Genomic DNA, 19,335 nt, shown 5'->3' on the forward strand with positions numbered 1-19,335 from the left:
GCGGTGGTGAACCAGACGACGCTCGCCCGCCGAGCCCGGCGCCCCGGATCGGCGTGCGGGATCGCTCGACAGCTCGCCGGGAATGCCGTACTGGCGATCGCACCCCGGAAGCACGCCCGAAAGATCAAGAGGAGGTTTCGGTGATGGGTCTTCGTTCGATCGTCTCGACATTGGGACTCTTCGCGCTGCTCACCGTGTCCACGCTCGCCGCGTGGGCGACGCCGCCGTGGGAGGCAGTAAATCCGATCAAGCCGCTGCCGAAGCCGCCGCTCGGCATCTACTCGAAGTTCGAGGATCTCCCGGCGCCGCCGACGCCCGAACGCGTCCGGCTCGGCCGCTGGCTCTTCTTCGACAAGCGCCTCTCGGCGGACAACACCATCGCGTGCGCCACCTGCCACCAGCCCGAGCACGCCTTCTCCGAGCGCACGCCGCACTCGACCGGCATCCGCGGCCAGCAAGGCGCGCGCAAAGCGCCGGGTTTCGTGAACCTCGCCTGGACGATCTTCCCGAACTTCTTCTGGGACGGCCGCGCGGCGTCCTTGGAAGAGCAGGCGCTCGGACCGGTCGCCAACCCGATCGAGATGGGGAGCACCCACGAGGCGATGGTCAAGACCTGCGAGATGAAGGGCTACAAGCCCTACTTCAAGGAAGCGTTCGGTTCGGAGGAAATCACCAAGGAGCGTGTCGTCCAGGCGATCGCCGACTACGAGCGCACCCGCATGAGCGGCAACAGCCCGGTCGACAAGTGGCAGGTCGGCAAGGACGAGAAGGCGGTCTCGGCCGAGGTGAAACAGGGCTGGGAGCTCTTCTTCGGCAAGGCCGAGTGCAACCAGTGCCACCTCGGCGAGAACTTCACCGACAGCCGCTTCCACAACCTCGGCGTCGGCTGGGACGCCCAGAAGAAGGAGATGAAGGACCTCGGACGCTATGCGATCAGCAAGAAGGACGAGGATCGCGGCGCGTTCAAGACGCCCGGGCTGCGCGAGGTCGCGAAGCATCCGCCATACATGCACGACGGCTCGATCGCGACGCTCGAGGCGGTCGTCGAGCACTACAACAAGGGCGGCAACGCGAACCCCTGGCTCTCGACCCGCATCCGCAAGCTCGATCTGGACAAGGCCGAGGTGCAGGCGCTCGTGAAGTTCATGGAGGCCCTCTCGGGGGAGGGCTACGCCGACACCGCGCCGACCGCCTTTCCGCAGTAGACGACGGCCGGGCCCGGCGCGCTGACGACGGGCCCGGCGCCGCGATGTGTCACCGTCGACACGCGCGGGGTCACATCTGGCGCGCGATGATGCCGTAGATTGCCAAGCGCGCGCGCCGAGACGCGATACGGCAAGCGCTGTGAACTGGTCCATGGCTTGCTCGGTACCGCGCTGGCCATGCGCGCCTTCGCCGCCCTTCGCCGCTCCATCCTCCACCGCCTCGCGCCCCTCGACCTCCGGCGCGGCGAGGGCCGCACGGCGTCGCTCATGTTCGCCGCCGTGTTCTCCATCATGTGCGCCTACTACATGGTGAAGCCGCTGCGCGAAGGTTGGATCGCGGTGTCGGCGGTCGGCGGCCTCTCACGCGTCGAGATGAAGGCCTACTCGAGCCTCGCACAGAGCCTGCTCCTCCTCGGGATCGTCGGCGCGTACGCCCGGCTCGCGGCCCGCTGCACGGCGCGCACGCTGCTGCGCCGCTCGGCGTTCGCGTGCGCCGTGGCACTCGTCATGTTCTGGATCGCGCAGCCCGGCTTCCTCCTCACGACGGTTCCCGGTCTCGGCGTCGTCTTCTACCTCTGGGTCGGCATGTTCGGCGTGTTCGTGGTGGCGCAGTTCTGGACCTTCGCGACCGACCTCTACGGCGACGACCGCGGTCGCCGCCTACTGCCGCTGATCGCGATCGGCGGGACCTCGGGCGCAGCCGCGGGCTCGTGGCTCTACGGCGCGCTCGCCGGACTCGGCCCGACCGGGGCGCACGCGATCCTGCTCTGCGCGCTCGTGCCCCTCCTCGCCGCGACCGCGCTCGCGCACGCGGCCGCGGGCTCGCTCGCCGACCTCGGCCGCGCGCCGCGCCGCGAGGGCGCCGCGAGCCTCCGCCGGGTCGTGAGCGACCGCTTCGTGCTCGCGGCCGGCATGCTCGCCCTCCTCCTCAGCTGGGCGACGACGAACGGCGAGAACCTGCTCTTCCAGGTCGTGCAGGACGGCGTCGCCCACGCGACCACGGCCTCCGGCGTCGACGGCGCCGCCGCGCTCGAGCACGCGCGCGCCGCGACGACCGCCTTCTACGGCGACTTCTACCTCTGGACGAACGTCGCGGCCCTCGTCGTACAGCTCCTCGTGACGTCGCGCCTGCTCGCCCGCGGCGGTCTGGCGGCGATCATCTTCGTGCTGCCGCTCCTCGCCCTCCTGGCCTCGGCGGTCGCCGCGCTCGCGCCGGTGCTCGCGATCCTCAAGTGGGTGAAGATCGCCGAACAGGCCACCGACTACTCGCTGAACCATACGGCGCGCCAAGTCCTCTGGCTCCCCGCGAGCGCCGAGACGAAGGTCGAGAGCAAGCCGACCGTCGACTCGTTGTTCGTACGCCTCGGCGACGGGCTCGCGGCCCTCACGGTGCTCGCGAGCGGCCACCTCGGCGGCCACACAACCGAGGCCCTGATCGTGGTGAACGTCGTGCTCGCGGCGCTCTGGCTGGTGGCCGCCGGCGTCGTCGTCCGCGAGCACGGCCGGCTCGTCGCGCTGCGCGCCGCGGAAGCCGCGGCCGCCGTGACGCCAGCGCTCCGGCGCGCCGCCCGCCGTCTCGTCCGTCGCGCGGCGCGCGCCCTCCGCACGATCCTGGCCGCGCCGACCGCGCTCTGGGACGGCGTCGCCGCGAAGCGGCTCGAGCTCTTGCCGATCGGCCGCGGCCACCCGCCGCCCGTCGCCCTCGCCGCGTAGCGCCGTCGATCACGCCGGACCGCGCCCCGCTCTTGCGACCCCGCCGGCGGGTTGATACCCCGCGCGCATGGACGATCGACGTTCCCTGCGTGCGTTCCTGTCGGTGGTGCTCGTGATCGCCGCCGTCTCGGCGACGGCGATGAGCTGCGGCGGCGGAGGCGGCAGCGGCGGCGACTCGAACGGCGCCCTCTGCGAGCAGTGCGGCGACTCCGACGGTCCCTGTCAGGAGACCGCCGTGACGACGGGCGACGATCGTCCGGCCGGCTGCACGACGGACCCGTGCACGGTCCAGCTCCGGTGCGTGCGCAAGGTCGACAGCGGCCAGCGCCGCTGCTTCCCGCAGAACCCGAGCACCGGGGAGCTCGATTTCCGCTACGAGTGCGACGGGTCGCGGCCGATCGAGAGCTTCGCGCCGACGCTCACGCCGACGCCGACCAAGACGCCGACGCCCGAGGCGACCCTCACGCCGTCGGCGACGGCCCCGACGCCGACCGGCGCGACCCCGACCACGACCGGCGTGACGCCGACCGCCACACCGACGCCCACCGTCCCCGAGGACGCGGACGTGACCATCACGATCACCGAGCCGAACGGCAACGACGTGCCCGCCGTCTTCTCGGTCACCGTCACCTACCCGGCGAGTAAGGGGAGTTTCATCGGGGAGGACGGCGTCGACTGCGACCCGAGCGACTTCACCATCCAGGACGGCGCACGCGGCACGCTCCTGCTGTCGTTCACGGGCGATGCCGTGCTGACCGGCGACTCCGTCGACGTCGACTGCACCTTCCATCACGCCGACGGCGCCCCGCCGCTCACCGCGGGCGATCTCACGGGGGAGGCGGGCGACCTGCTCGTCACCTTCGACGTCTCCTGACGGACGCCAGGCGCGCCGCGCGGACGCCTACTGCGCCCGGCGGGTCAACACCCGGAACGGATCCGCGTCGAGGGCGTCCGCGTAGCGTCGCCGCAGGTAGTCGTCGAGCAGTGCCGCGCCCATGGTGCTGCTGCGGTTCGGCTCGGGCCACCAGCATCCGGCCGCGCGCAGCACCACGACCGGCGGCCGGCTCCTCTCCAGCTCCGCGATCATGGCGCGCTGCACCTCGGCGCGCGTGACGATGTCGGGGTCGAATTGCATGATGCGCGTCGCGCCGGGTCGGTCGGCGAGAAAGTACAGGTCGACGTCGTCGAGGATCACGCGGCGATGGTCGCCACAGCCGACGAACAGCGGATCCCCGGGCCGGGAGTGCGCGGTCACGAAGTCCACCACGCGGCGGCGTGCGGCGGCGTCGTGGGACGGCACCGGCGCCGCGTGCGCCACCGACCGCGCCGCGTCGAAGGACGGCAGGCGCGCCCGCGGATCGCGCGCCCACCCCGCCGCACCGAGGAGCGCGCACGCCGCCAGCGCCCAGGCGGCCGGGCGGAAGCGTCGCGCGAAGCGTTCGAGGAGCGCGGCCGCGAGCACGAGGGCGGGCGTCACCGTGTAGGCCGCGTGGATCGCGTCGCTCCGATTGAGCAACTGCGGCAGCACCGCGCCCGCTGAGACCCCCAGCACGAGAAGCGCCCGCCGTTCCAGGTGCCACCGCCGGGCGAATGCGACGCCCACGCCGGCGCAGAGCGGCGCCCCGAGCGTGAGCAGGCAGGAAACCGGAAACCGCCCGGGGAGACTCACGAAGGCGAACGCGCCGTGCACCGGCGAGAGCTGGAGTGAGCGGGGCAGCGGCAGCGCGCGGGCCGGCACCACGTACCGTACCTGGTCGAGAAAGAGATCGTGGAAGGGTTGCGCCAGGCCGGCACGCAGGAGCGCCGGCAGCCAGACCGCGATGAGGGGCGCGAGCGCGCCGACCGCGAAGCGCGCGAGCGCCCCGCGCAGCGCACCGTCGCGCGCGAAGCCGCCGCGCCCGCCGGCGAGCGCGACCGCCGGCAGCGCCAGGAGGGACGCGTAGACGAAGAGATCGTGGCGAAAGCAGCCGACCGCGCCGAACAGCGCGCCGGCCGCGAGCCAGCGACCGCGGAGCCCGGCCGCGCCCGCCGCGAGGAGCAGCGCCAACGCCACCAGGTACGCGTACGGAACGGCCTCCGTCGGGAGGAGCCCGTCGAGGACGAGTGCCGCCGCCAACGGCGAGAAGCGCCGCCCGCCGATGCGCGCGGCGAGCAATCCTCCCACGCCGGCGAGCGCGAGACGCACGGCGAGCCCGAGGACGCGCACCCCGATCACCTGCACACCGCCGACGCTCCAGATGCCCGCGACGAGGAGGAAGATGCCCGGTGGGTAGTTGGCGTAGAAGTCGCGGTACGGAGCCTGCCCGCGCCGGATCAGATGCGCCCCGGTGAGCACGATCCCCTCGTCGTAGGACACGATGGCGGCGCCCAGCGCGTGCGTCGTCACGAGCACCAGCACCAGCGCCAGCGCCGAGCCCGCCGCGTCGACCGCCCGCAGGGACGAAGGCCGCTCCGCGCTCCGCGTCGGCGTGGTCACCCAGGACCCGTCGCACGCTCGGGCGCGCGCAGGACGACCGCCCCCGAAGCGCCGGCTACTCGACGATGCTCGGCCACGCGGCGAGGATCTGCCGCAGCGTCCCGTCCGCGCGCCAGCGCCGCAGCACGTCGTTCGCTGCCTGACGGAGCGCCACGTCGTCGGGCCGGAACGCCCAGGCGAGCGCTTGTTCGCCGACGGCCCGCGGATACGCCACGAGCTTGTCGGGGTGCGCGAGGACGGCGGCCTCGATGACGGGCGCGTCGCTCACGTAGGCGTCGATGCGATAGTTCATCAGCTCCCAAACGGCGTCGCGCGACCGGCGGTAGACGACGATGTCCTCGTCGGAGCGGCGCTGGCGCACGAGCGCCTCGCCGGTCGTCCGGGACTTGACCCCGATCCGCGGCGAGGTCCGCAGGAGCGCCTCCGGCGTCGGCCAACGCTCGGCGTCCTCGCGCCGCACCACGCCCTGCAGCGACGTAGTGAGATAGCCGTCGCCGAACGCGACGCGCGCCGCGCGCGCGGGCGTGATCGACATGCCCGACATGATGACGTCGGTCCGGCCGGCGAGCAGCGCCTGGATCTGCTCGTCCCACGGCACCCGCACGAGCTCGAGTGGACGGCCGAGCGCGCCGGCCAGGCGCTCCGCGAAGTCGATCTCGAGCCCCGCGAAGCCATCGCCGCGCTGGAAGACGTAGGGCGCCATGTCCGGTGTCACGCCGACACGGAGCGGAAGAAGAGGAGGAGGCTCGGGCGCAGGGGAATGCGTCGTGGCACAGCCGAAGCAGAGCGCGGCGAGCGCGCCGGCGAGCAGACGAATGATCGTGAACGACATCACCGCGCGCCCTTATCGGGCGTCGGAACGCGACGCAACACCCGAGGCGGAAGAAGGAAGGATGCCGTCGCCATACGCGCTTGAAGTGAAAATGGGCCGGCGGAGGATCGAACTCCGAACCCGCTGATTAAGAGTCAGCTGCTCTACCAATTGAGCTACCGGCCCACGCGCTTCGGTTGGCGAGAGCGCGCGAATCTAGACGATTCGTCGCGCGCTGTCACGCGTTGGTGAAGTGGAAAGGGTGACTGAAGGGCTTCGAACCCTCGACCCCCGGAGCCACAATCCGGTGCTCTACCAACTGAGCTACAGTCACCACGTGTCGCTGCTCGTCTTCGATGCGTCCTATCAGAGCGCGCCAGAGGGGATTCGAACCCCTGACCTACGGCTTAGAAGGCCGTTGCTCTATCCAACTGAGCTACTGGCGCAAGCCGGAAGCGGAAACGTGCCAGCCAATCGGGGCGAGAGGATTTGAACCTCCGACCCCCTGCGCCCAAGGCAGGTGCGCTACCAGGCTGCGCCACGCCCCGTCTAGAGCTCGCACTTCCCGCGCCGTCTCGCATGATCGTTCGGTCGTACGGGCGCGCCCTGACCTTCGAGGGGAGTACCATCGCGTATCCGGGCTTTCAAGCGCGTGGGCGCTCACGGACGCGCCGCGAGCGCCCGCGCGAGGGCATCAAGGGCGCGCCGGCGATGACTGAACGCGTTCTTGGCCTCGGTGGGGAGCTCGGCGAAGGTGCGGCCGCTCGCGGGGTCGACGAAGACCGGGTCGTAGCCGAACCCACCCGCGCCCCGCGGCGTCCGCGCGATGACGCCCTCGCAGCGGCCTTCGGCCTCGACGCTCCGGCCGTCGGGCCAGGCGAGCACGAGCGCGCAGCGGAAGGCGGCGGCGCGCGCGTCGTCGGGAACGTCGGCGAGCTCGCCGAGGAGCCGGGCGGTGTTCTCGGCGTCGGTCGCGTGCGCGCCGGCGTAGCGGGCGGAGCGTACGCCGGGCCGCCCGCCGAGGGCCGCCACCTCGAGCCCCGAATCGTCGCCGAGGGCCGGGAGCCCGGTCCGCCGGGTGAGGCTCTCCGCCTTGAGGCGCGCGTTCGCGGCGAAGGTCGCGCCGTCCTCGACGACGCGCCACTCGGGCGCGACGTCGGCGATCCCGACCACCGTCACCCCGGCCGGCGCCAGGATCCTGGCGACCTCGCGGAGCTTGCCGCGGTTCCCCGTCGCGAAGACGAGGCGCGGCGGCCACCCCGTGCCCCTCGTCGCCATGCTCGCCGCCCGCCCCTCAGGCCCCCGCGCTTTCGGCGAGCACCTTCTTCTGCAGCGCGACGAGCGTCCCGACGCCCTCGGTCGCGAGCGCGGTCATCGCTTCGAGCTGCGTCGCGGTGAAGGGCTTCCCCTCGGCGGTGCCCTGCACCTCGATGAACCTGCCCTTCCCCGTCATGACGACGTTCATGTCGACCTCGGCCTTACTGTCCTCCTCGTAGGCGAGGTCGAGGCAGAGCCGCTTGTCGACGATGCCAACGCTCACCGCGGCGACGTGATCGAGCAGCGGCGAGGCCTCGAGCAGGCCCGCTTTCTGGAGCTTCCGCACGGCGAGCGCGAGCGCGACGTAGGCGCCGGTGATCGCGGCCGTGCGGGTGCCGCCGTCGGCCTCGATGACGTCGCAGTCGATCCAGATGGTGCGCTCGCCGAGCGCGGCCATGTCGATCACGGCGCGGAGGCTCCGCCCGATGAGCCGTTGGATCTCCTGGGTGCGTCCGCCGATCTTGCCCCGCGCCGCCTCACGGTCGGAGCGGGTGTGGGTCGAACGCGGCAGCATCCCGTACTCCGCCGTGACCCAGCCGCGTCCGCTGTTCCGCATCCATTGCGGCACACCCTCCTGCACCGACGCCGCGCAGAGCACGCGGGTCGCCCCGAACGCGATCAACGCCGACCCCTCGGCGTGGCGGAGATAGTTCGGTGTGATCTCCACCGGGCGCAGCTCGCGCGCGCGTCGTCCGTCGGGACGCGGCCCCCGGTCCTTCCGCCGCGCCGATCGCGATTTCACCGTCATCGGATCTCCTCTCGTCCGCCGTGCGAGTCGGCGTTGCGTGTGCCGCTCGCGGCGTGGCGGGTCGATTCATCGCACTCACGCACTGATGTCAACTTCCCGACAGCGCGCGCACCGCGCACTGCGCATCGCGCACGACGGCTGACGTGCGCTCACCGGCCATCGACGCGGGTTTCAGGGCACGCTCGCTAAAGATTTCGTCTTGTCCGCCCGAAACACCACTGTTACGTTTTTCACGCACGCGACACATTTTCAGAACCATCGGAGAGCGAGCGCGTATGGATCAATTCCCGTTTCTCATTGGGCAGCACCCGACGGTGCAAAAGATCCACGCTCTCATCAAGAAAGTGACGGCGACCGATGCGACGGTCCTCGTCATGGGCGAGAGCGGAACCGGCAAGGAGCTCGTGGCCCGCGCGACGCATCAGCTGTCGCCGCGCGCCGACCGCCCGTTCATTCCCGTGAACTGCGGCGCCATCCCGGCGGAGCTGCTCGAGTCGGAGATCTTCGGTCACGAGCGCGGAGCGTTCACCGGCGCCATCGGCGCGCGGGCGGGCATGTTCCAGCTCGCGAACGGCGGCACGATCTTCCTCGACGAGGTCGGCGAGATGAGCCCGCGGCTGCAGGTGAAGCTGCTCCGCGTGCTCCAGGACCGCGAGGTCCGGCCCGTCGGCGCGGATCGCACCATGAAGGTCGACGTCCGCGTGCTCGCCGCCACCAACAAGGATCTCCAGCAGGAGGTCGACCGCGGCATGTTCCGCGAGGACCTCTTCTATCGGTTGCAGGTGATTCCGATCGTCATGCCGCCGCTGCGCGAGCGCCGCTCGGACATCCCGCTCCTGATCGCGCACTTCCTCGAGAAGCACAACCGCAAGCGCCCCGATCGCCCCGCGCAGATCACCGACGAGAGCATGGTGCACCTGTGGGAGTACGATTGGCCGGGGAACGTGCGCGAGCTCGAAAACCTCATCGAGCGCATGGTGATCCTATCCGAAGACGGGTGGATCCGCGTCGAGAACCTGCCGAGCAACATCCGATCGTTCATCTCGGAGAAGCGCATCCCGAAGCCGTCGCTCTCCGAGAACGGCCTCGACCTGAACAGCGCGGTCGAGGAGTTCGAGAATCGCCTCATCGAGGAAGCCCTGCGGCGGACGAAGGGCAACAAACAGGCGGCGGCGCGGCTGCTCGGCCTCAAGCGCACGACGCTCGTCGCGAAGCTCCGGCGGAGGAAGCCGGGTGCGCCGTACCAGGGCGCTCAACAAAGCTATCTGCTGTAGGGGAGAGAGCCGCGATGGATCCGAAGCGAGAGGGGAACGTGCTGGTGGTGGACGACGACCGGAACGCGGTCGACATCCTGGAGCGCCTGCTCATCAAGGAGGGGTTCGCCGTGCAGTGCGCCCATGGAGGGCGCGAGGCGCTGGCGGCCGTGGCCGCGCATCCCATCGACGTGATCCTCCTCGACGTGATGATGCCCGGCATGGACGGCTTCCAGGTCTGCGAGGCGCTCCGCAAGGACGAGCGCACGCGCGAGATCCCGGTGATCCTCTTGACGGCGAAGGACGACATGGAAACCCGCGTCGTCGGGATGCGGCTCGGGGTGAGCGAGTTCCTGACCAAGCCGATCAACAAGACCGAGCTCTTCCAGCGGCTGCGCGCCCAACTGCACCAACGCAGCATCGAGCACCGCATCGACGACATGCTGAGCTCCTGAAGCGCGAACGCGCCGAGGAGCGCAGGCCCCTCGGCGCGTCGTTCGTTTCGGTTTCGAGCGGGAGAGCGACGAGCCGCTCAGTGCGCCCCGCCGGCCTCCGGCTTCTTCTCGGCCGCGGGCTTCTCGCCACCGGCGGCCTGCCCTTCCTTCGGGGCTTCGGCCGCCTCCTTCTTGCACTTCTCCACGTCGTCCGTGGAGATCATCATCGTCTCGGCGATATCCTGGGCCGAACGACCCATCTTCACCGACTTCATGACGATGCCGCAGTTGACGTCGCTCGCGAAGCTCGACGAGAGACTCGCGAGCACGAGAGCGGCCGCTCCGGCGATGCTCAACGACGCTGTGCGCATGCTCCAACCTCCTTGCGATTTGACGGTGCCCGATTGCACCGGGTGGGGACGAGGCGATTGCACGGAAGCACGCGGATTACACTATGCGGCCGATTCGTACACAAGGGATCCGGCGGCGGCGAGGAGCGCGCGCATGGCGGCGGTGGTGGGCGCGCGTGTGAGCGCGGCGCGGAGCTCGGCGCCGCCGCGGAGGTGCTTCACCATCCGGCACGCGAGCCCCCGCGAGCGCCCGAGCGCGGCCTTCGGGGGCAGCTCTTCCTCGAGGCGCGCGATCATCTTGTCGACCGCCGCGATGCGCTCCGCCGGGGTCGGCGGAGCCGTCGGGAACCCCCGCTGCAGGGCCTCGATCTCGCGGAAGATCCATGGGTGCGCCAACGTGGCGCGCCCCACCATGATGCCGTCCACGCCGGTCTCGGCGAAGCGTGCGAGCGCGCCCGCCGCGCTCGTGACATCGCCGCTGCCGATCACCGGCACCCGGACCGCCTGCTTCACCTGCGCGACGAGCTCCCAGTCCGACTCGCCGCTGTAGAGCTGCGCCCGCGTCCGGCCGTGGACCGCGATCGCCTGGGCACCCTCGCCTTCCGCCAGGCGCGCCACCTCGACGGCGTTCCGCGACCCCTCGTCCCAGCCGGCGCGGATCTTCACCGTGAAGGGAATCTCGAGCGCGCGGCGCAGCGCTCCGAGGACCTCCCGCAGCACGGCGGGCCGGCGCATGAGTTCGGCGCCGCCGCCCTTCTTGGTCACCTTGGGAGCGGGACAGCCGCAGTTCACGTCGACGATGTCGGCGCCGAGATCCTCCGCCATGCGCGCCGACTCGGCCATGCGGACCGGATCGGCGCCGAAAAGCTGGATCGAGATCGGCCGCTCGAGCGGGCGGAAACGCATCATGTCACGGGTGCGGACGTTCCGGCGCGTCAGCGCCTCGATGCTGATGAGCTCGGTCACGACGAGGCCGACCGCGTCCGCGTTCTGCTCCTTCACGAATGAGCGATACGCGGAGTCGGTGATGCCCGACATCGGGGCGAGCACGAGGTTCGGCGCGACCGTGACGCCGCCGATCGAGAACCGCTGCGCCGTCACGCCCCGAGCTCCGGCCGGCGGCCGTTCCAGGGCGGCGCCTGATCGCGGACGTACGAGCCCCGCAGCACGAGATCGTCGCGGAAGCGCGGTCCGACGATCCAGGTCCGAACGGCGAGACCCGCGTCGTCCCCCAGGTCCTTCCCGCCGATCGGCAGCCCTGCACGGGGTCCGAAGCGCTCGCCGGCGACGATCGGGCGCCGGAGCGCCGCCGCCGCCCCCGGAGCTTCCTCGCGGCGCAAGACCACGAAAGCACTTAGCGGCGGATTCAGTGCATCGATGCGATCCGGGCGCGACTGCACGAGTTCCGTAGGCGCGAGCTCACCATCGCGCACGGCTTCCGCGCGTTCGAACGGCGGTCGGAACACGAGGTCCTTCATACGCGATTTCGCTTGCTCGACGACACGAGAGGTGTAGAACCTGGGCCCATGGATGGCCTGTTCGTCGCGCTTGGGATCGCGGGCGGCGCCATGATCGTCGCCGTCGCGTACCTCATCATCAAGTAAAGTAGCCCCCAGGATTACTCCGGCCGCTCCGATACCGGCACGTAGTCGCGCTCCTCGGGGCCGAGGTAGATCTGCCGTGGACGGGCGATCTTCTGATCGTCGTCCTGCAGCATCTCGATCCATTGCGCCAGCCAGCCGGAGGTCCGCGGGATCGCGAACAGCACCGGGAACATGTCCATCGGAAATCCCATCGCCTGGTAGATGATGCCCGAGTAGAAATCGACGTTCGGGTAGAGCTTGTGCGAGACGAAATAGTCGTCGGCGAGCGCGATGCGCTCGAGCTCGATGGCGATGTCGAGCAGCGGATTCGGTCCCGTCACCTCGAACACCTCGCCGGCGATCTGGCGGCAGATCTTCGCGCGCGGATCGTAATTCTTGTAGATGCGGTGCCCGAAGCCCATCAGGCGGATCTCGCCCTCCTTCACGCGCTTGATGTAGGCCGGCACTTTGTCCTTCGAGCCGATCTCCATGAGCATCCGGATGACGGCCTCGTTGGCGCCGCCATGGAGCGGGCCATAGAGGGCGGCGGTCGCCGCCGCGATTGCGGAATAGGGGTCCACCTGCGAGCTCCCGACGCCGCGCATGGCGCTCGTCGAGCAGTTCTGCTCGTGGTCGGCGTGCAGGATGAAGAGCACGTCGATCGCGCGCTCGAGCGCGGGATTCGGCTTGTACTTTAGCTCGGTCATCTTGAAGAGCATGTTCAAGAAATTGCCGGTGTAGCTGAGGTCGTTGTCGGGGTACGCGTACGGCATGCCGATCGAATGACGGTACGCGAAGGCAGCGATCGTCGGCATCTTGGCGATCAGGCGGTGCGTCTGGATGCGCCGCGACTCGGGATCGAAGATGCGCTTCGCGTCCGTGTAGAAGGTCGAGAGCGCGCCGACGGTGCCGACGAGGATGCCCATCGGGTGGGCGTCGTAGTGGAAGCCGTCGATGAACTTCTTGATGTTCTCGTGGATGATCGTATGGAGACGGATGTTCTGGTCGAACGCCTTCAGGTGCGACGGCTTCGGCAGCTCCCCCTTCACCAAGAGGTACGCCGTCTCGAGATACGTGCTCTGCTCGGCGATCTGCTCGATCGGATAACCGCGGTAGCGCAGGATGCCCTTGTCGCCGTCGATGTAGGTGATGCGGCTCTTGCACGACGCGGTGTTGGTGAACGCCGGATCGTACGCCATGAGCCCGAAATCTTCCGGGTCGGTCTTGATCTTGCGGAGGTCGAGCGCCCGGATCGTGTTGTGCTCGACCGGCACCTCGTAGGTCTTCCCCGTCCGATTGTCGGTGATCGTCAGCGAGTCATGCGGCATGGCGTCCGTCCTTTCCTTTTCGCGCGCGGATTCTAGCGGACCGAGCGAATGCCGCAACGCGACGAGAACCGGATCCTCACCATGCGGGGCCGGCGGCGCGGTCGAATGGATCGAATCCCGGGCCCGGCACGGCACGACCCGCCATGATCGCCCGCGCCTCCACCACCGCGTCGCCGAGCGACGCCATGCGGCTCAGCTTCGCGCCGAGAGCTCGTGGACGGCGGCGATCACGGCGCCGACGTGCTCGAGCGGGGTCTCGGGCAAGACGCCGTGGCCGAGGTTGAAGACATGGCCCGGACGCCCGCCCGCACGCTCGAGGACGCGCGCGACGCGCCGGCGGATCTCGTCCACCGGCGCGAAGAGCGCGACCGGATCGAGGTTGCCCTGCACCGCCACGTCGTACCCGACGCGCCGCCACGCGTCGGCGAGATCGACGTGCCAGTCGAGCCCGATCACGTCGCCGCCGGCCTCGCGGACGAGCTCGAGCAGCGCCGCGGTGCCGGTGCCGAAATGGATCGCCGGCACACCGGTGTCCACGAGCGCCGTGAACGTGGCGCGCATGTGCGGCAGCACGTAGGCCCGATAGTCGTCGGGCCCGAGGCACCCGACCCAGCTGTCGAACACCTGCACCGCCTGCGCGCCGGCCGCGACCTGCGCTCGCAGGTACTCGACGATCGTCTCCGAGAGGCGCTCCATGAGCGCATGCCAGGCGCCGGGGTCGGTGTACATGAGCGTCTTCGTGTGCCGGTACTGACGCGAGCCGCCGCCCTCGATGACGTACGAGGCGAGCGTGAAGGGCGCGCCCGCGAAGCCGATCAACGGCACCCGACCCGCGAGGCGCCGCCGCACCAGGCGCACCGTCTCGAGCACGTAGCCGAGCCCGTCGGCGACCGGCACGCGGGCGAGCGCGTCGACGTCGGCGCGCGTCCGCACGGGACGGTGGATCACCGGCCCGTCGCCCTTGGCGAACTCGAGCCCGACGCCCATCGGCTCCAGCACCAGCAGGATGTCGGCGAAGAGGATCGCGGCGTCGACCGGGAAGCGCTCGACCGGCATGAGCGTCACCTGCGCCGCGAGCTCGGGCGTCTTGCAGAGCTCGAGGAATCCGTGCCGGGCGCGGAGCGCCCGGTACTCCGGCATGTAGCGGCCGGCCTGACGCATGATCCAGACCGGCGTGCAGTCGGTCGGCTCGCGACGGCAGGCGCGGAGGAATCGCGTGGCGGCGGACACCAGCGCGGACAATGCCAGGCTCGCCGCGCGGCGTCGAGTCTAGCAGGTTGCTGAAAAGGGCCGATCTGCTTCGTTGCTCGGGTCGCTCAGTCGTGCGGCGTAGCTCCGCTACGCCTCCTCCTTCGCTCGCCTCGCGCCTCGCATCTCGACCCTTTTGAGCAACCTGCCGGGAGTACCATGTGCGCATGGTGTGAGCGTCGCTCCGCTCCGCTCATCCCATTTCAACTTCAGTGTGACCCTGCGGGACGTTCGACGAGCCGGAAGCTCGGTAGGAATGAAAGATGGCCCTTCCTCAGCAACCTGCCAGCTAGCGCACCTCGGCGCGCCGCTTGCCGGCGAGCAGGCCCGGCGCGGCGCGCAGGGTCTCGGTGACGAGCGGTCCCATCTTCGGACGGCTCGGCTCGAGGTCGGCGGCCAGCCCGGCCGCCGCGAGCGCCGCGCTGCAGACGGGGCCGATCGAGCCGACGACGACGCGTGCGAAGGCGACGCGAAGCGGGTCGGCGACTCCCCGCGCGTCCGCGACCTGCAGGAGGTGCACCACCTGCGTCGCACTCGTGAAGAGCGCCACCTCGATGTTCCCGGCGACGAGCCGCGCGATCGCCTCCGCGAGTGGTCCGAGATCTTCCGGCAACGCCCAGCGGTACACCGGCACCGCCGTCACCCGCGCCCCGCGCGCGCGGAGCCCGTCGAGCAGCTCGGGATTTGCCGCCCCGTACTCCTGCACCGCGACGCGCGTGCCCGCGAGCGGCCCCGCCGCGTCGAGCGCCGCGAGGAGCTCGCGCCACGTGCCCGGCTCGGGCACCGTGAGGGCCGGCACGAGGCCGAGTGCGCGGAGCGCCGCCACCGGCTTCGGTCCGCGCGCCACGAGCGTCGTCCGGTCGAGCAGCTGCGCCGCCCGCTCGCGCGGGAGCACCGGCGCCATGGCGTCGACGAGCGCGCGCGTCCCGACGCCCGTCAGCAGCACGACGACGTCGACCTCACCCGCCGCGAGCGCATGCGCGAACGCGAGCGCCGCCGGCCGCTCCGCGAGCGGCACCTCGCGCATCGACGGGGCGACGAACGGCTCCGCGCCCTGCTTCCGGATGAGCGCCGCGATCTCCGCCGCCCGGCGGCTCTCGAAGGCGACCACCCGAAGGGGAGCGTCCGCCATGCGCGCTCGCGCGCGGCCCTACCGGATCTCGAGGAGCTCGACCTCGAAGGTGAGCGTCGCGTTCGGCGGGATCACGCCGCCCGCGCCGCGCGCCCCGTAGGCGAGGTCCGGCGGGATGACGAGCTTGCGCGTGCCGCCGACCTTCATCGTGGCGACGCCTTCGTCCCAGCCCTTGATGACCTGGCCGCGACCCACCGCGAAGCTGAACGGCTGGCCGCGATCCTTCGAGCTGTCGAACTTCTTCCCGTCGACGAGCCAGCCGGTGTAGTGCACCACCGCGGTCTGGCCCTTCTGAGGCGACGCGCCCGTGCCGGCCTCGAGGTCCACGTACTGGAGCCCGCTCGGCGTCGTTTCCAGGTTCTCGGCCATCGTGCCCGCCTTTTCCGCGGAAGCGCCGGCCTCGTGGCCGGCTTCCTGCGACCGCTCGCAACCGATCGCGAGCGCCGCGATCAACGCGAGAGAGAGTATGATCCGATTCGTCATGGCGCGGCGCACGCTATCGGCGCCGTCGGAGTCGGTCAACCACGCGACGCCGGTCGCGCGTGTCAGTCCGCGGCCACTGCGGCGGAGGCGCGGCGGGCAAAGCGGATCGGCAGCCGTTCCGGTCCGTTGATGCCGAGCGGCGGGCGCCAGACGCTCCCGGCCTCGACGGTCGGACACGCGCACCGCGCGACGAGCGCCGCGAGCGCCTCCTGCAGCTCGGCGCGCGCGAGCGCCGCGCCGAGACAATGGTGCGCCCCGTGTCCGAAAGCGAGGTGCGGCGCCGCCGCGCCGTGCGCAGCGTCCACGCGCTCGGGATCGGCGAAGACGCGCTCGTCGTGGTTGGCGCTCCACACCGAGAGGAAGACCGTCTCGCCCGCCGCGATGCGCTCGCCGTCGACGTCGACCGGCTCGGCCGCGGTCCGCCCGACGCCGGTCACGGCCGAGCGGAAGCGCAGCACCTCTTCGACGACATCCGCCACCGCCACCGTACCGGCCGCCGCGGCGTCCCAGAGATCGGGATGCTCGGAGAGCACCTGGATCGTCCATCCGAGCTGATTCTTGGTGGTCTCGTGGCCGGCGAAGACGAGCCCGGCGATGAAGCCGTGCACCTCGAAGTCGGACCAGCCGTCCTCGAGCGCCGCCTGCGCGATGCGGCTCACCAGGTCGTCGCGCGGCTCGGCGCGGCGGCGCGCCGCAAGCTCCGCCGTGTAGGCGAGGAGCTGGGTCAGCGCCTCGTCGACGGCCGCGATGTGCATCGCGACGAGCGGGCTGAAGCCGAGCCCGATCGTGTTCGCCCAGCCCCGGAAGCGCTCGCGGTCGTCGGTGGGAACGCCGATCAGCTCGCAGAGGCCGAGCGAGGGATACGGGTCGGCGAAGGCGGCCATGAACTCGCAGCGGCCGGCGTCGACGAACGCGTCGATGAGCTCGTGCGCGGCCCGCCGCAGGAAGGGCCGCAGGCGCTCCACGCTCCTTGGCGTGAAGGTGCGCGACATGACGCTCCGGTAGCGCTGGTGCTCGGCGCCATCGCGGTTCAGCGGCGAGATCGCCATCCACTCGTAGAACGGCCCCGAGCTGACGCCGACGGCGCGGAGGAAGGCCGGGAAGTCGGCGCGCATGCGCGGGTCCGTGAGGAGGCCGCGCACCTGCTCGTGACGCATCACACCGGCGCCTCCGAGCTCGAGCGCCACGACGCCGCCGGCGTCGCGCGCGCGGCGGAGCGTGCCGAACGGATCGGCCGCGAACTGTCCGACGTCGAGTCGTGTGCGGGTCATGACGGGTCCTCCACGACGCTGCCTGACACGCGCGCCGATCCGGGGGAAGACGGGGCGCCGGGCATCCGCCACGCCGCCCACCGCAACGCCGCCGCCGCGAGCAGGACCGCCACGAACGCCCAGTACCCGAGGAACGGGTGCGCGCTCTCCTTCCGCCCGACGCTGTCGACGAGGCAGAGGAAGAAGACCGCCCATACGAACCAGACGCCGGCGCGGTGGAGCCGCCGCCAGTGCGCCTCCGCGAGACGCCGCCGCACGGCGACGAGCGACGTGACCGTCATGAGCGCGACCAGCACGAGACCCGGTACGCCGATCAGGAAGTCGGCGTCGGTCACCATGGGCGGACGCTCCGGCGCATAGAGCCCGTAGAGCCGCAGCAGGCAGCCGACGTGCACCGTCATGGTGGCCCCGAACGCGACGCCGAACGCGCGCCGCCGGCGCAGCAACCACCGGCTCCATGGCGCCGGTCGCAGCCGCGCGAGCGGCGCCGCCGTGAACGCCAGCACGAAGTAGACGAACGAGACGCGCGCGGTCGCACGCAGCGCGAGGCGGGTCGCCTCGCGTCCGGCCTCGCCCGCGACCAGGACGCTCGCCGCGACCGTCAAACCGAGCAGTGTGGCGCCGACGATCCACGCGATCTCTCCCGGGTCGGCGCGCGTGGCGGGCGGCGGCATGGCGGCATGCGCGGTCATGGCGAAGCGGAGACGCGATCGCGACGGGTCGCGGTGACAACACGACGACGGGGGGTCACGCCGTCACCGATCATACCCGCCCCCCGCTTCGAAGGCAGCGTTTCGCGCACCGGAGCTCCGCGACGAAGCGTCGTTTCGAGAAAGTCACGCGGCCTCCGCCATCGCGCGCGGGACCCGTCCCGTCAAGCGCGCCGCTCAAGCGCGCCGCCTTCTTGCCGCAACGCGGCATCGAAATTCTCCGAGACATCTCCAGAAACCTGTGCTATGCGACAGCACCTTCGCACAGTGGGTCTTGGTCGGTCGTCGTGGTGAGTGCCGTGGAGGGGTTGCGGGATGGAAGAGGCGGAGAGAAACGGCGTTCGTAAGACCAGGACGACGGCGCGAAGCGCTGTCGATCCCTTCGGCTTCGACCCGATCGCACGCGCGCGCGCGAAGCCCTTCTTTCGATTCCTCTACAAGTACTACTGGCGCGTCGAGGTCGAGGGTCTCGAGCACCTCCCGACCGAAGGACCGGTGCTGCTCGCGGCCAACCACTCGGGAGCGCTCCCCTTCGATGCCGCGATGATCTCGCTCGCCGTCGAGGACGAGCACCCCGCGCACCGCATCGTCCGGATGCTGTACGCGAAGTTCGTGACCGACCTCCCCGGGATCGGCACGCTCTTCAGCCGGCTCGGCGGCGTCGAAGCCTCGACCATGAACGGCGCGACGCTGCTCAAGCGCGGCGAGGCCGTCGGGATCTTCCCCGAGGGCGAGGAGGCGCTCGGCAAGCCGTACCACCAGGCCTATTGTCTCCGTCCGTTCCGCACCGGCGTCGCGCACCTGAGCGCGCGCCATCAGGCGCCGGTCGTCCCCGTCGCGGTGATCGGCGCCGAGGAAACGACGCGCTCCCTCTTCCGCATCCCGCAGCTGCCGCGTATGTTCCGCGTCCCCTTCATTCCCGTACCGAGCCTGCTCTATCTGCTCGGCCCGCTCGGCTACTTGCCGCTCCCCACGAAGTGGCGCATTCGCTTCGGCCCGCCCCTCATGCCCGTGCGCCCGTACCCGCGCACCCCGCGCGAACAATTCCTCCACGAACGCGCCGAGTACGTCCGCGCGGAAGTCCAGCGGCTGCTCGACGCGGAACGCCTACGCCGCAGCACCGTCATCTTCGGCTGACGGCAGGTTGCTCAAAAAGGGGCAGATGCAAGGCGCGACCGACTGAGCGCGGAGGCGTAGCGGAGCTACGCCGCACCCTCTCCGAGGGCACGGCAAGCGAAGGAGGGAGCAACGCAGCAGATGCCCCTTTTTCAGC

20 protein-coding genes and 4 tRNA genes are annotated in these 19,335 nt (G+C 70.7%); 6 read left to right on the forward strand and 18 right to left on the reverse strand.

What is annotated here, in order from left to right:
- Positions 1-143: 143 nt before the first annotated feature.
- The 3 genes from IT293_10990 (at position 144) to IT293_11000 (ending at position 3,792) form a co-directional block, all read left to right on the forward strand.
- Positions 144-1,205 carry a cytochrome-c peroxidase gene (locus IT293_10990; GenBank protein MCC6765179.1) on the forward strand — a complete coding sequence of 354 codons (1,062 nt, stop codon included), beginning with the start codon at positions 144-146 and terminating at the stop codon, positions 1,203-1,205.
- A gap of 177 nt (positions 1,206-1,382) precedes the next feature.
- A complete protein-coding gene (locus tag IT293_10995) occupies positions 1,383-2,918 on the forward strand; it encodes a hypothetical protein (GenBank protein ID MCC6765180.1) in 1,536 nt (511 codons plus the stop codon).
- Between the two features lie 67 nt (positions 2,919-2,985).
- On the forward strand, positions 2,986-3,792 hold the full coding sequence (locus IT293_11000; GenBank protein ID MCC6765181.1) for a hypothetical protein: 807 nt from the start codon (positions 2,986-2,988) through the stop codon (positions 3,790-3,792).
- Between the two features lie 27 nt (positions 3,793-3,819).
- Here the strand turns inward: IT293_11000 and IT293_11005 are convergent, their stop codons facing one another.
- From IT293_11005 to IT293_11045, 9 genes are all read right to left on the reverse strand, one after another.
- Positions 3,820-5,394 (reverse strand): hypothetical protein, encoded by a 1,575-nt coding sequence (locus IT293_11005; GenBank protein ID MCC6765182.1) that lies wholly within the window; start codon positions 5,392-5,394, stop codon positions 3,820-3,822.
- 55 nt (positions 5,395-5,449) lie between these two features.
- Complete coding sequence (locus tag IT293_11010) at positions 5,450-6,226, reverse strand: amino acid ABC transporter substrate-binding protein (GenBank protein ID MCC6765183.1); 777 nt, start codon at positions 6,224-6,226, stop codon at positions 5,450-5,452.
- Positions 6,227-6,318: 92 nt separating this feature from the next.
- Positions 6,319-6,391, reverse strand: a tRNA-Lys gene (locus tag IT293_11015).
- A gap of 75 nt (positions 6,392-6,466) precedes the next feature.
- Positions 6,467-6,539, reverse strand: a tRNA-His gene (locus IT293_11020).
- 38 nt (positions 6,540-6,577) lie between these two features.
- Positions 6,578-6,651, reverse strand: a tRNA-Arg gene (locus IT293_11025).
- Between the two features lie 28 nt (positions 6,652-6,679).
- Positions 6,680-6,753, reverse strand: a tRNA-Pro gene (locus tag IT293_11030).
- Positions 6,754-6,865: 112 nt separating this feature from the next.
- Positions 6,866-7,483, reverse strand: coding sequence for an XTP/dITP diphosphatase (locus IT293_11035; protein ID MCC6765184.1), 618 nt, complete (start codon positions 7,481-7,483; stop codon positions 6,866-6,868).
- Positions 7,484-7,499: 16 nt separating this feature from the next.
- The gene (gene rph / locus IT293_11040; protein ID MCC6765185.1) at positions 7,500-8,270 is read right to left on the reverse strand and encodes a ribonuclease PH; all 771 of its coding nucleotides are present in this window, start codon (positions 8,268-8,270) and stop codon (positions 7,500-7,502) included.
- Positions 8,271-8,358: 88 nt separating this feature from the next.
- Complete coding sequence (locus IT293_11045) at positions 8,359-8,529, reverse strand: hypothetical protein (GenBank protein MCC6765186.1); 171 nt, start codon at positions 8,527-8,529, stop codon at positions 8,359-8,361.
- A 16-nt stretch (positions 8,530-8,545) separates the two neighbouring features.
- On the opposite strand from IT293_11045, the gene IT293_11050 reads away from it, so the two are divergent.
- Positions 8,546-9,544, forward strand: coding sequence for a sigma-54-dependent Fis family transcriptional regulator (locus tag IT293_11050; GenBank protein ID MCC6765187.1), 999 nt, complete (start codon positions 8,546-8,548; stop codon positions 9,542-9,544).
- Between the two features lie 14 nt (positions 9,545-9,558).
- Positions 9,559-9,978, forward strand: a complete 420-nt coding sequence (locus IT293_11055) for a response regulator (GenBank protein MCC6765188.1) — start codon at positions 9,559-9,561, stop codon at positions 9,976-9,978.
- 77 nt (positions 9,979-10,055) lie between these two features.
- Here the strand turns inward: IT293_11055 and IT293_11060 are convergent, their stop codons facing one another.
- The 9 genes from IT293_11060 to IT293_11100 all read right to left on the reverse strand — a co-directional run bounded on the left by IT293_11060 (position 10,056) and on the right by IT293_11100 (position 18,026).
- Entirely contained in the window at positions 10,056-10,328 is a 273-nt protein-coding gene (locus IT293_11060) for a hypothetical protein (GenBank protein MCC6765189.1), read from the reverse strand.
- Positions 10,329-10,409: 81 nt separating this feature from the next.
- Positions 10,410-11,408, reverse strand: a complete 999-nt coding sequence (gene dusB, locus IT293_11065) for a tRNA dihydrouridine synthase DusB (GenBank protein ID MCC6765190.1) — start codon at positions 11,406-11,408, stop codon at positions 10,410-10,412.
- Positions 11,405-11,785, reverse strand: a complete 381-nt coding sequence (locus tag IT293_11070; GenBank protein MCC6765191.1) for a hypothetical protein — start codon at positions 11,783-11,785, stop codon at positions 11,405-11,407. The genes dusB and IT293_11070 overlap by 4 nt, the downstream gene beginning before the upstream one ends.
- 140 nt (positions 11,786-11,925) lie before the next feature.
- Entirely contained in the window at positions 11,926-13,218 is a 1,293-nt protein-coding gene (locus tag IT293_11075) for a citrate synthase (protein ID MCC6765192.1), read from the reverse strand.
- A 192-nt stretch (positions 13,219-13,410) separates the two neighbouring features.
- Positions 13,411-14,460 carry a uroporphyrinogen decarboxylase gene (gene hemE, locus IT293_11080; GenBank protein ID MCC6765193.1) on the reverse strand — a complete coding sequence of 350 codons (1,050 nt, stop codon included), beginning with the start codon at positions 14,458-14,460 and terminating at the stop codon, positions 13,411-13,413.
- Positions 14,461-14,755: 295 nt separating this feature from the next.
- Complete coding sequence (locus IT293_11085; GenBank protein MCC6765194.1) at positions 14,756-15,544, reverse strand: uroporphyrinogen-III synthase; 789 nt, start codon at positions 15,542-15,544, stop codon at positions 14,756-14,758.
- Positions 15,545-15,616: 72 nt separating this feature from the next.
- On the reverse strand, positions 15,617-16,081 hold the full coding sequence (locus tag IT293_11090) for an FKBP-type peptidyl-prolyl cis-trans isomerase (GenBank protein ID MCC6765195.1): 465 nt from the start codon (positions 16,079-16,081) through the stop codon (positions 15,617-15,619).
- Positions 16,082-16,143: 62 nt separating this feature from the next.
- Positions 16,144-17,352 carry a cytochrome P450 gene (locus tag IT293_11095; GenBank protein MCC6765196.1) on the reverse strand — a complete coding sequence of 403 codons (1,209 nt, stop codon included), beginning with the start codon at positions 17,350-17,352 and terminating at the stop codon, positions 16,144-16,146.
- Positions 17,349-18,026, reverse strand: coding sequence for a ferric reductase-like transmembrane domain-containing protein (locus IT293_11100; protein ID MCC6765197.1), 678 nt, complete (start codon positions 18,024-18,026; stop codon positions 17,349-17,351). The genes IT293_11095 and IT293_11100 overlap by 4 nt, the downstream gene beginning before the upstream one ends.
- A 351-nt stretch (positions 18,027-18,377) precedes the next feature.
- Here IT293_11100 and IT293_11105 point away from each other — a divergent pair, with 351 nt between their 5' ends.
- A complete protein-coding gene (locus tag IT293_11105; GenBank protein MCC6765198.1) occupies positions 18,378-19,199 on the forward strand; it encodes an acyltransferase family protein in 822 nt (273 codons plus the stop codon).
- Positions 19,200-19,335 lie beyond the last annotated feature (136 nt).

This window comes from Deltaproteobacteria bacterium (assembly GCA_020848745.1).
Taxonomy (GTDB): Bacteria; Desulfobacterota; Binatia; order UTPRO1; family UTPRO1; genus UTPRO1.

Coding starts and splice junctions, on each gene's coding strand:
- IT293_11095 (MCC6765196.1), bottom strand. CDS start 17,352: ATGACCCGCACACGACTCGACGTCGGACAGTTCGCGGCCGATCCGTTC.
- IT293_11075 (MCC6765192.1), bottom strand. CDS start 13,218: ATGCCGCATGACTCGCTGACGATCACCGACAATCGGACGGGGAAGACC.
- IT293_10995 (MCC6765180.1), top strand. CDS start 1,383: ATGCGCGCCTTCGCCGCCCTTCGCCGCTCCATCCTCCACCGCCTCGCG.
- IT293_10990 (MCC6765179.1), top strand. CDS start 144: ATGGGTCTTCGTTCGATCGTCTCGACATTGGGACTCTTCGCGCTGCTC.
- IT293_11105 (MCC6765198.1), top strand. CDS start 18,378: ATGGAAGAGGCGGAGAGAAACGGCGTTCGTAAGACCAGGACGACGGCG.
- IT293_11060 (MCC6765189.1), bottom strand. CDS start 10,328: ATGCGCACAGCGTCGTTGAGCATCGCCGGAGCGGCCGCTCTCGTGCTC.
- IT293_11045 (MCC6765186.1), bottom strand. CDS start 8,529: ATGGTTCTGAAAATGTGTCGCGTGCGTGAAAAACGTAACAGTGGTGTT.
- IT293_11090 (MCC6765195.1), bottom strand. CDS start 16,081: ATGACGAATCGGATCATACTCTCTCTCGCGTTGATCGCGGCGCTCGCG.
- IT293_11100 (MCC6765197.1), bottom strand. CDS start 18,026: ATGCCGCCGCCCGCCACGCGCGCCGACCCGGGAGAGATCGCGTGGATC.
- IT293_11000 (MCC6765181.1), top strand. CDS start 2,986: ATGGACGATCGACGTTCCCTGCGTGCGTTCCTGTCGGTGGTGCTCGTG.
- IT293_11035 (MCC6765184.1), bottom strand. CDS start 7,483: ATGGCGACGAGGGGCACGGGGTGGCCGCCGCGCCTCGTCTTCGCGACG.
- IT293_11010 (MCC6765183.1), bottom strand. CDS start 6,226: ATGTCGTTCACGATCATTCGTCTGCTCGCCGGCGCGCTCGCCGCGCTC.
- IT293_11070 (MCC6765191.1), bottom strand. CDS start 11,785: ATGAAGGACCTCGTGTTCCGACCGCCGTTCGAACGCGCGGAAGCCGTG.
- IT293_11055 (MCC6765188.1), top strand. CDS start 9,559: ATGGATCCGAAGCGAGAGGGGAACGTGCTGGTGGTGGACGACGACCGG.
- IT293_11050 (MCC6765187.1), top strand. CDS start 8,546: ATGGATCAATTCCCGTTTCTCATTGGGCAGCACCCGACGGTGCAAAAG.
- rph (MCC6765185.1), bottom strand. CDS start 8,270: ATGACGGTGAAATCGCGATCGGCGCGGCGGAAGGACCGGGGGCCGCGT.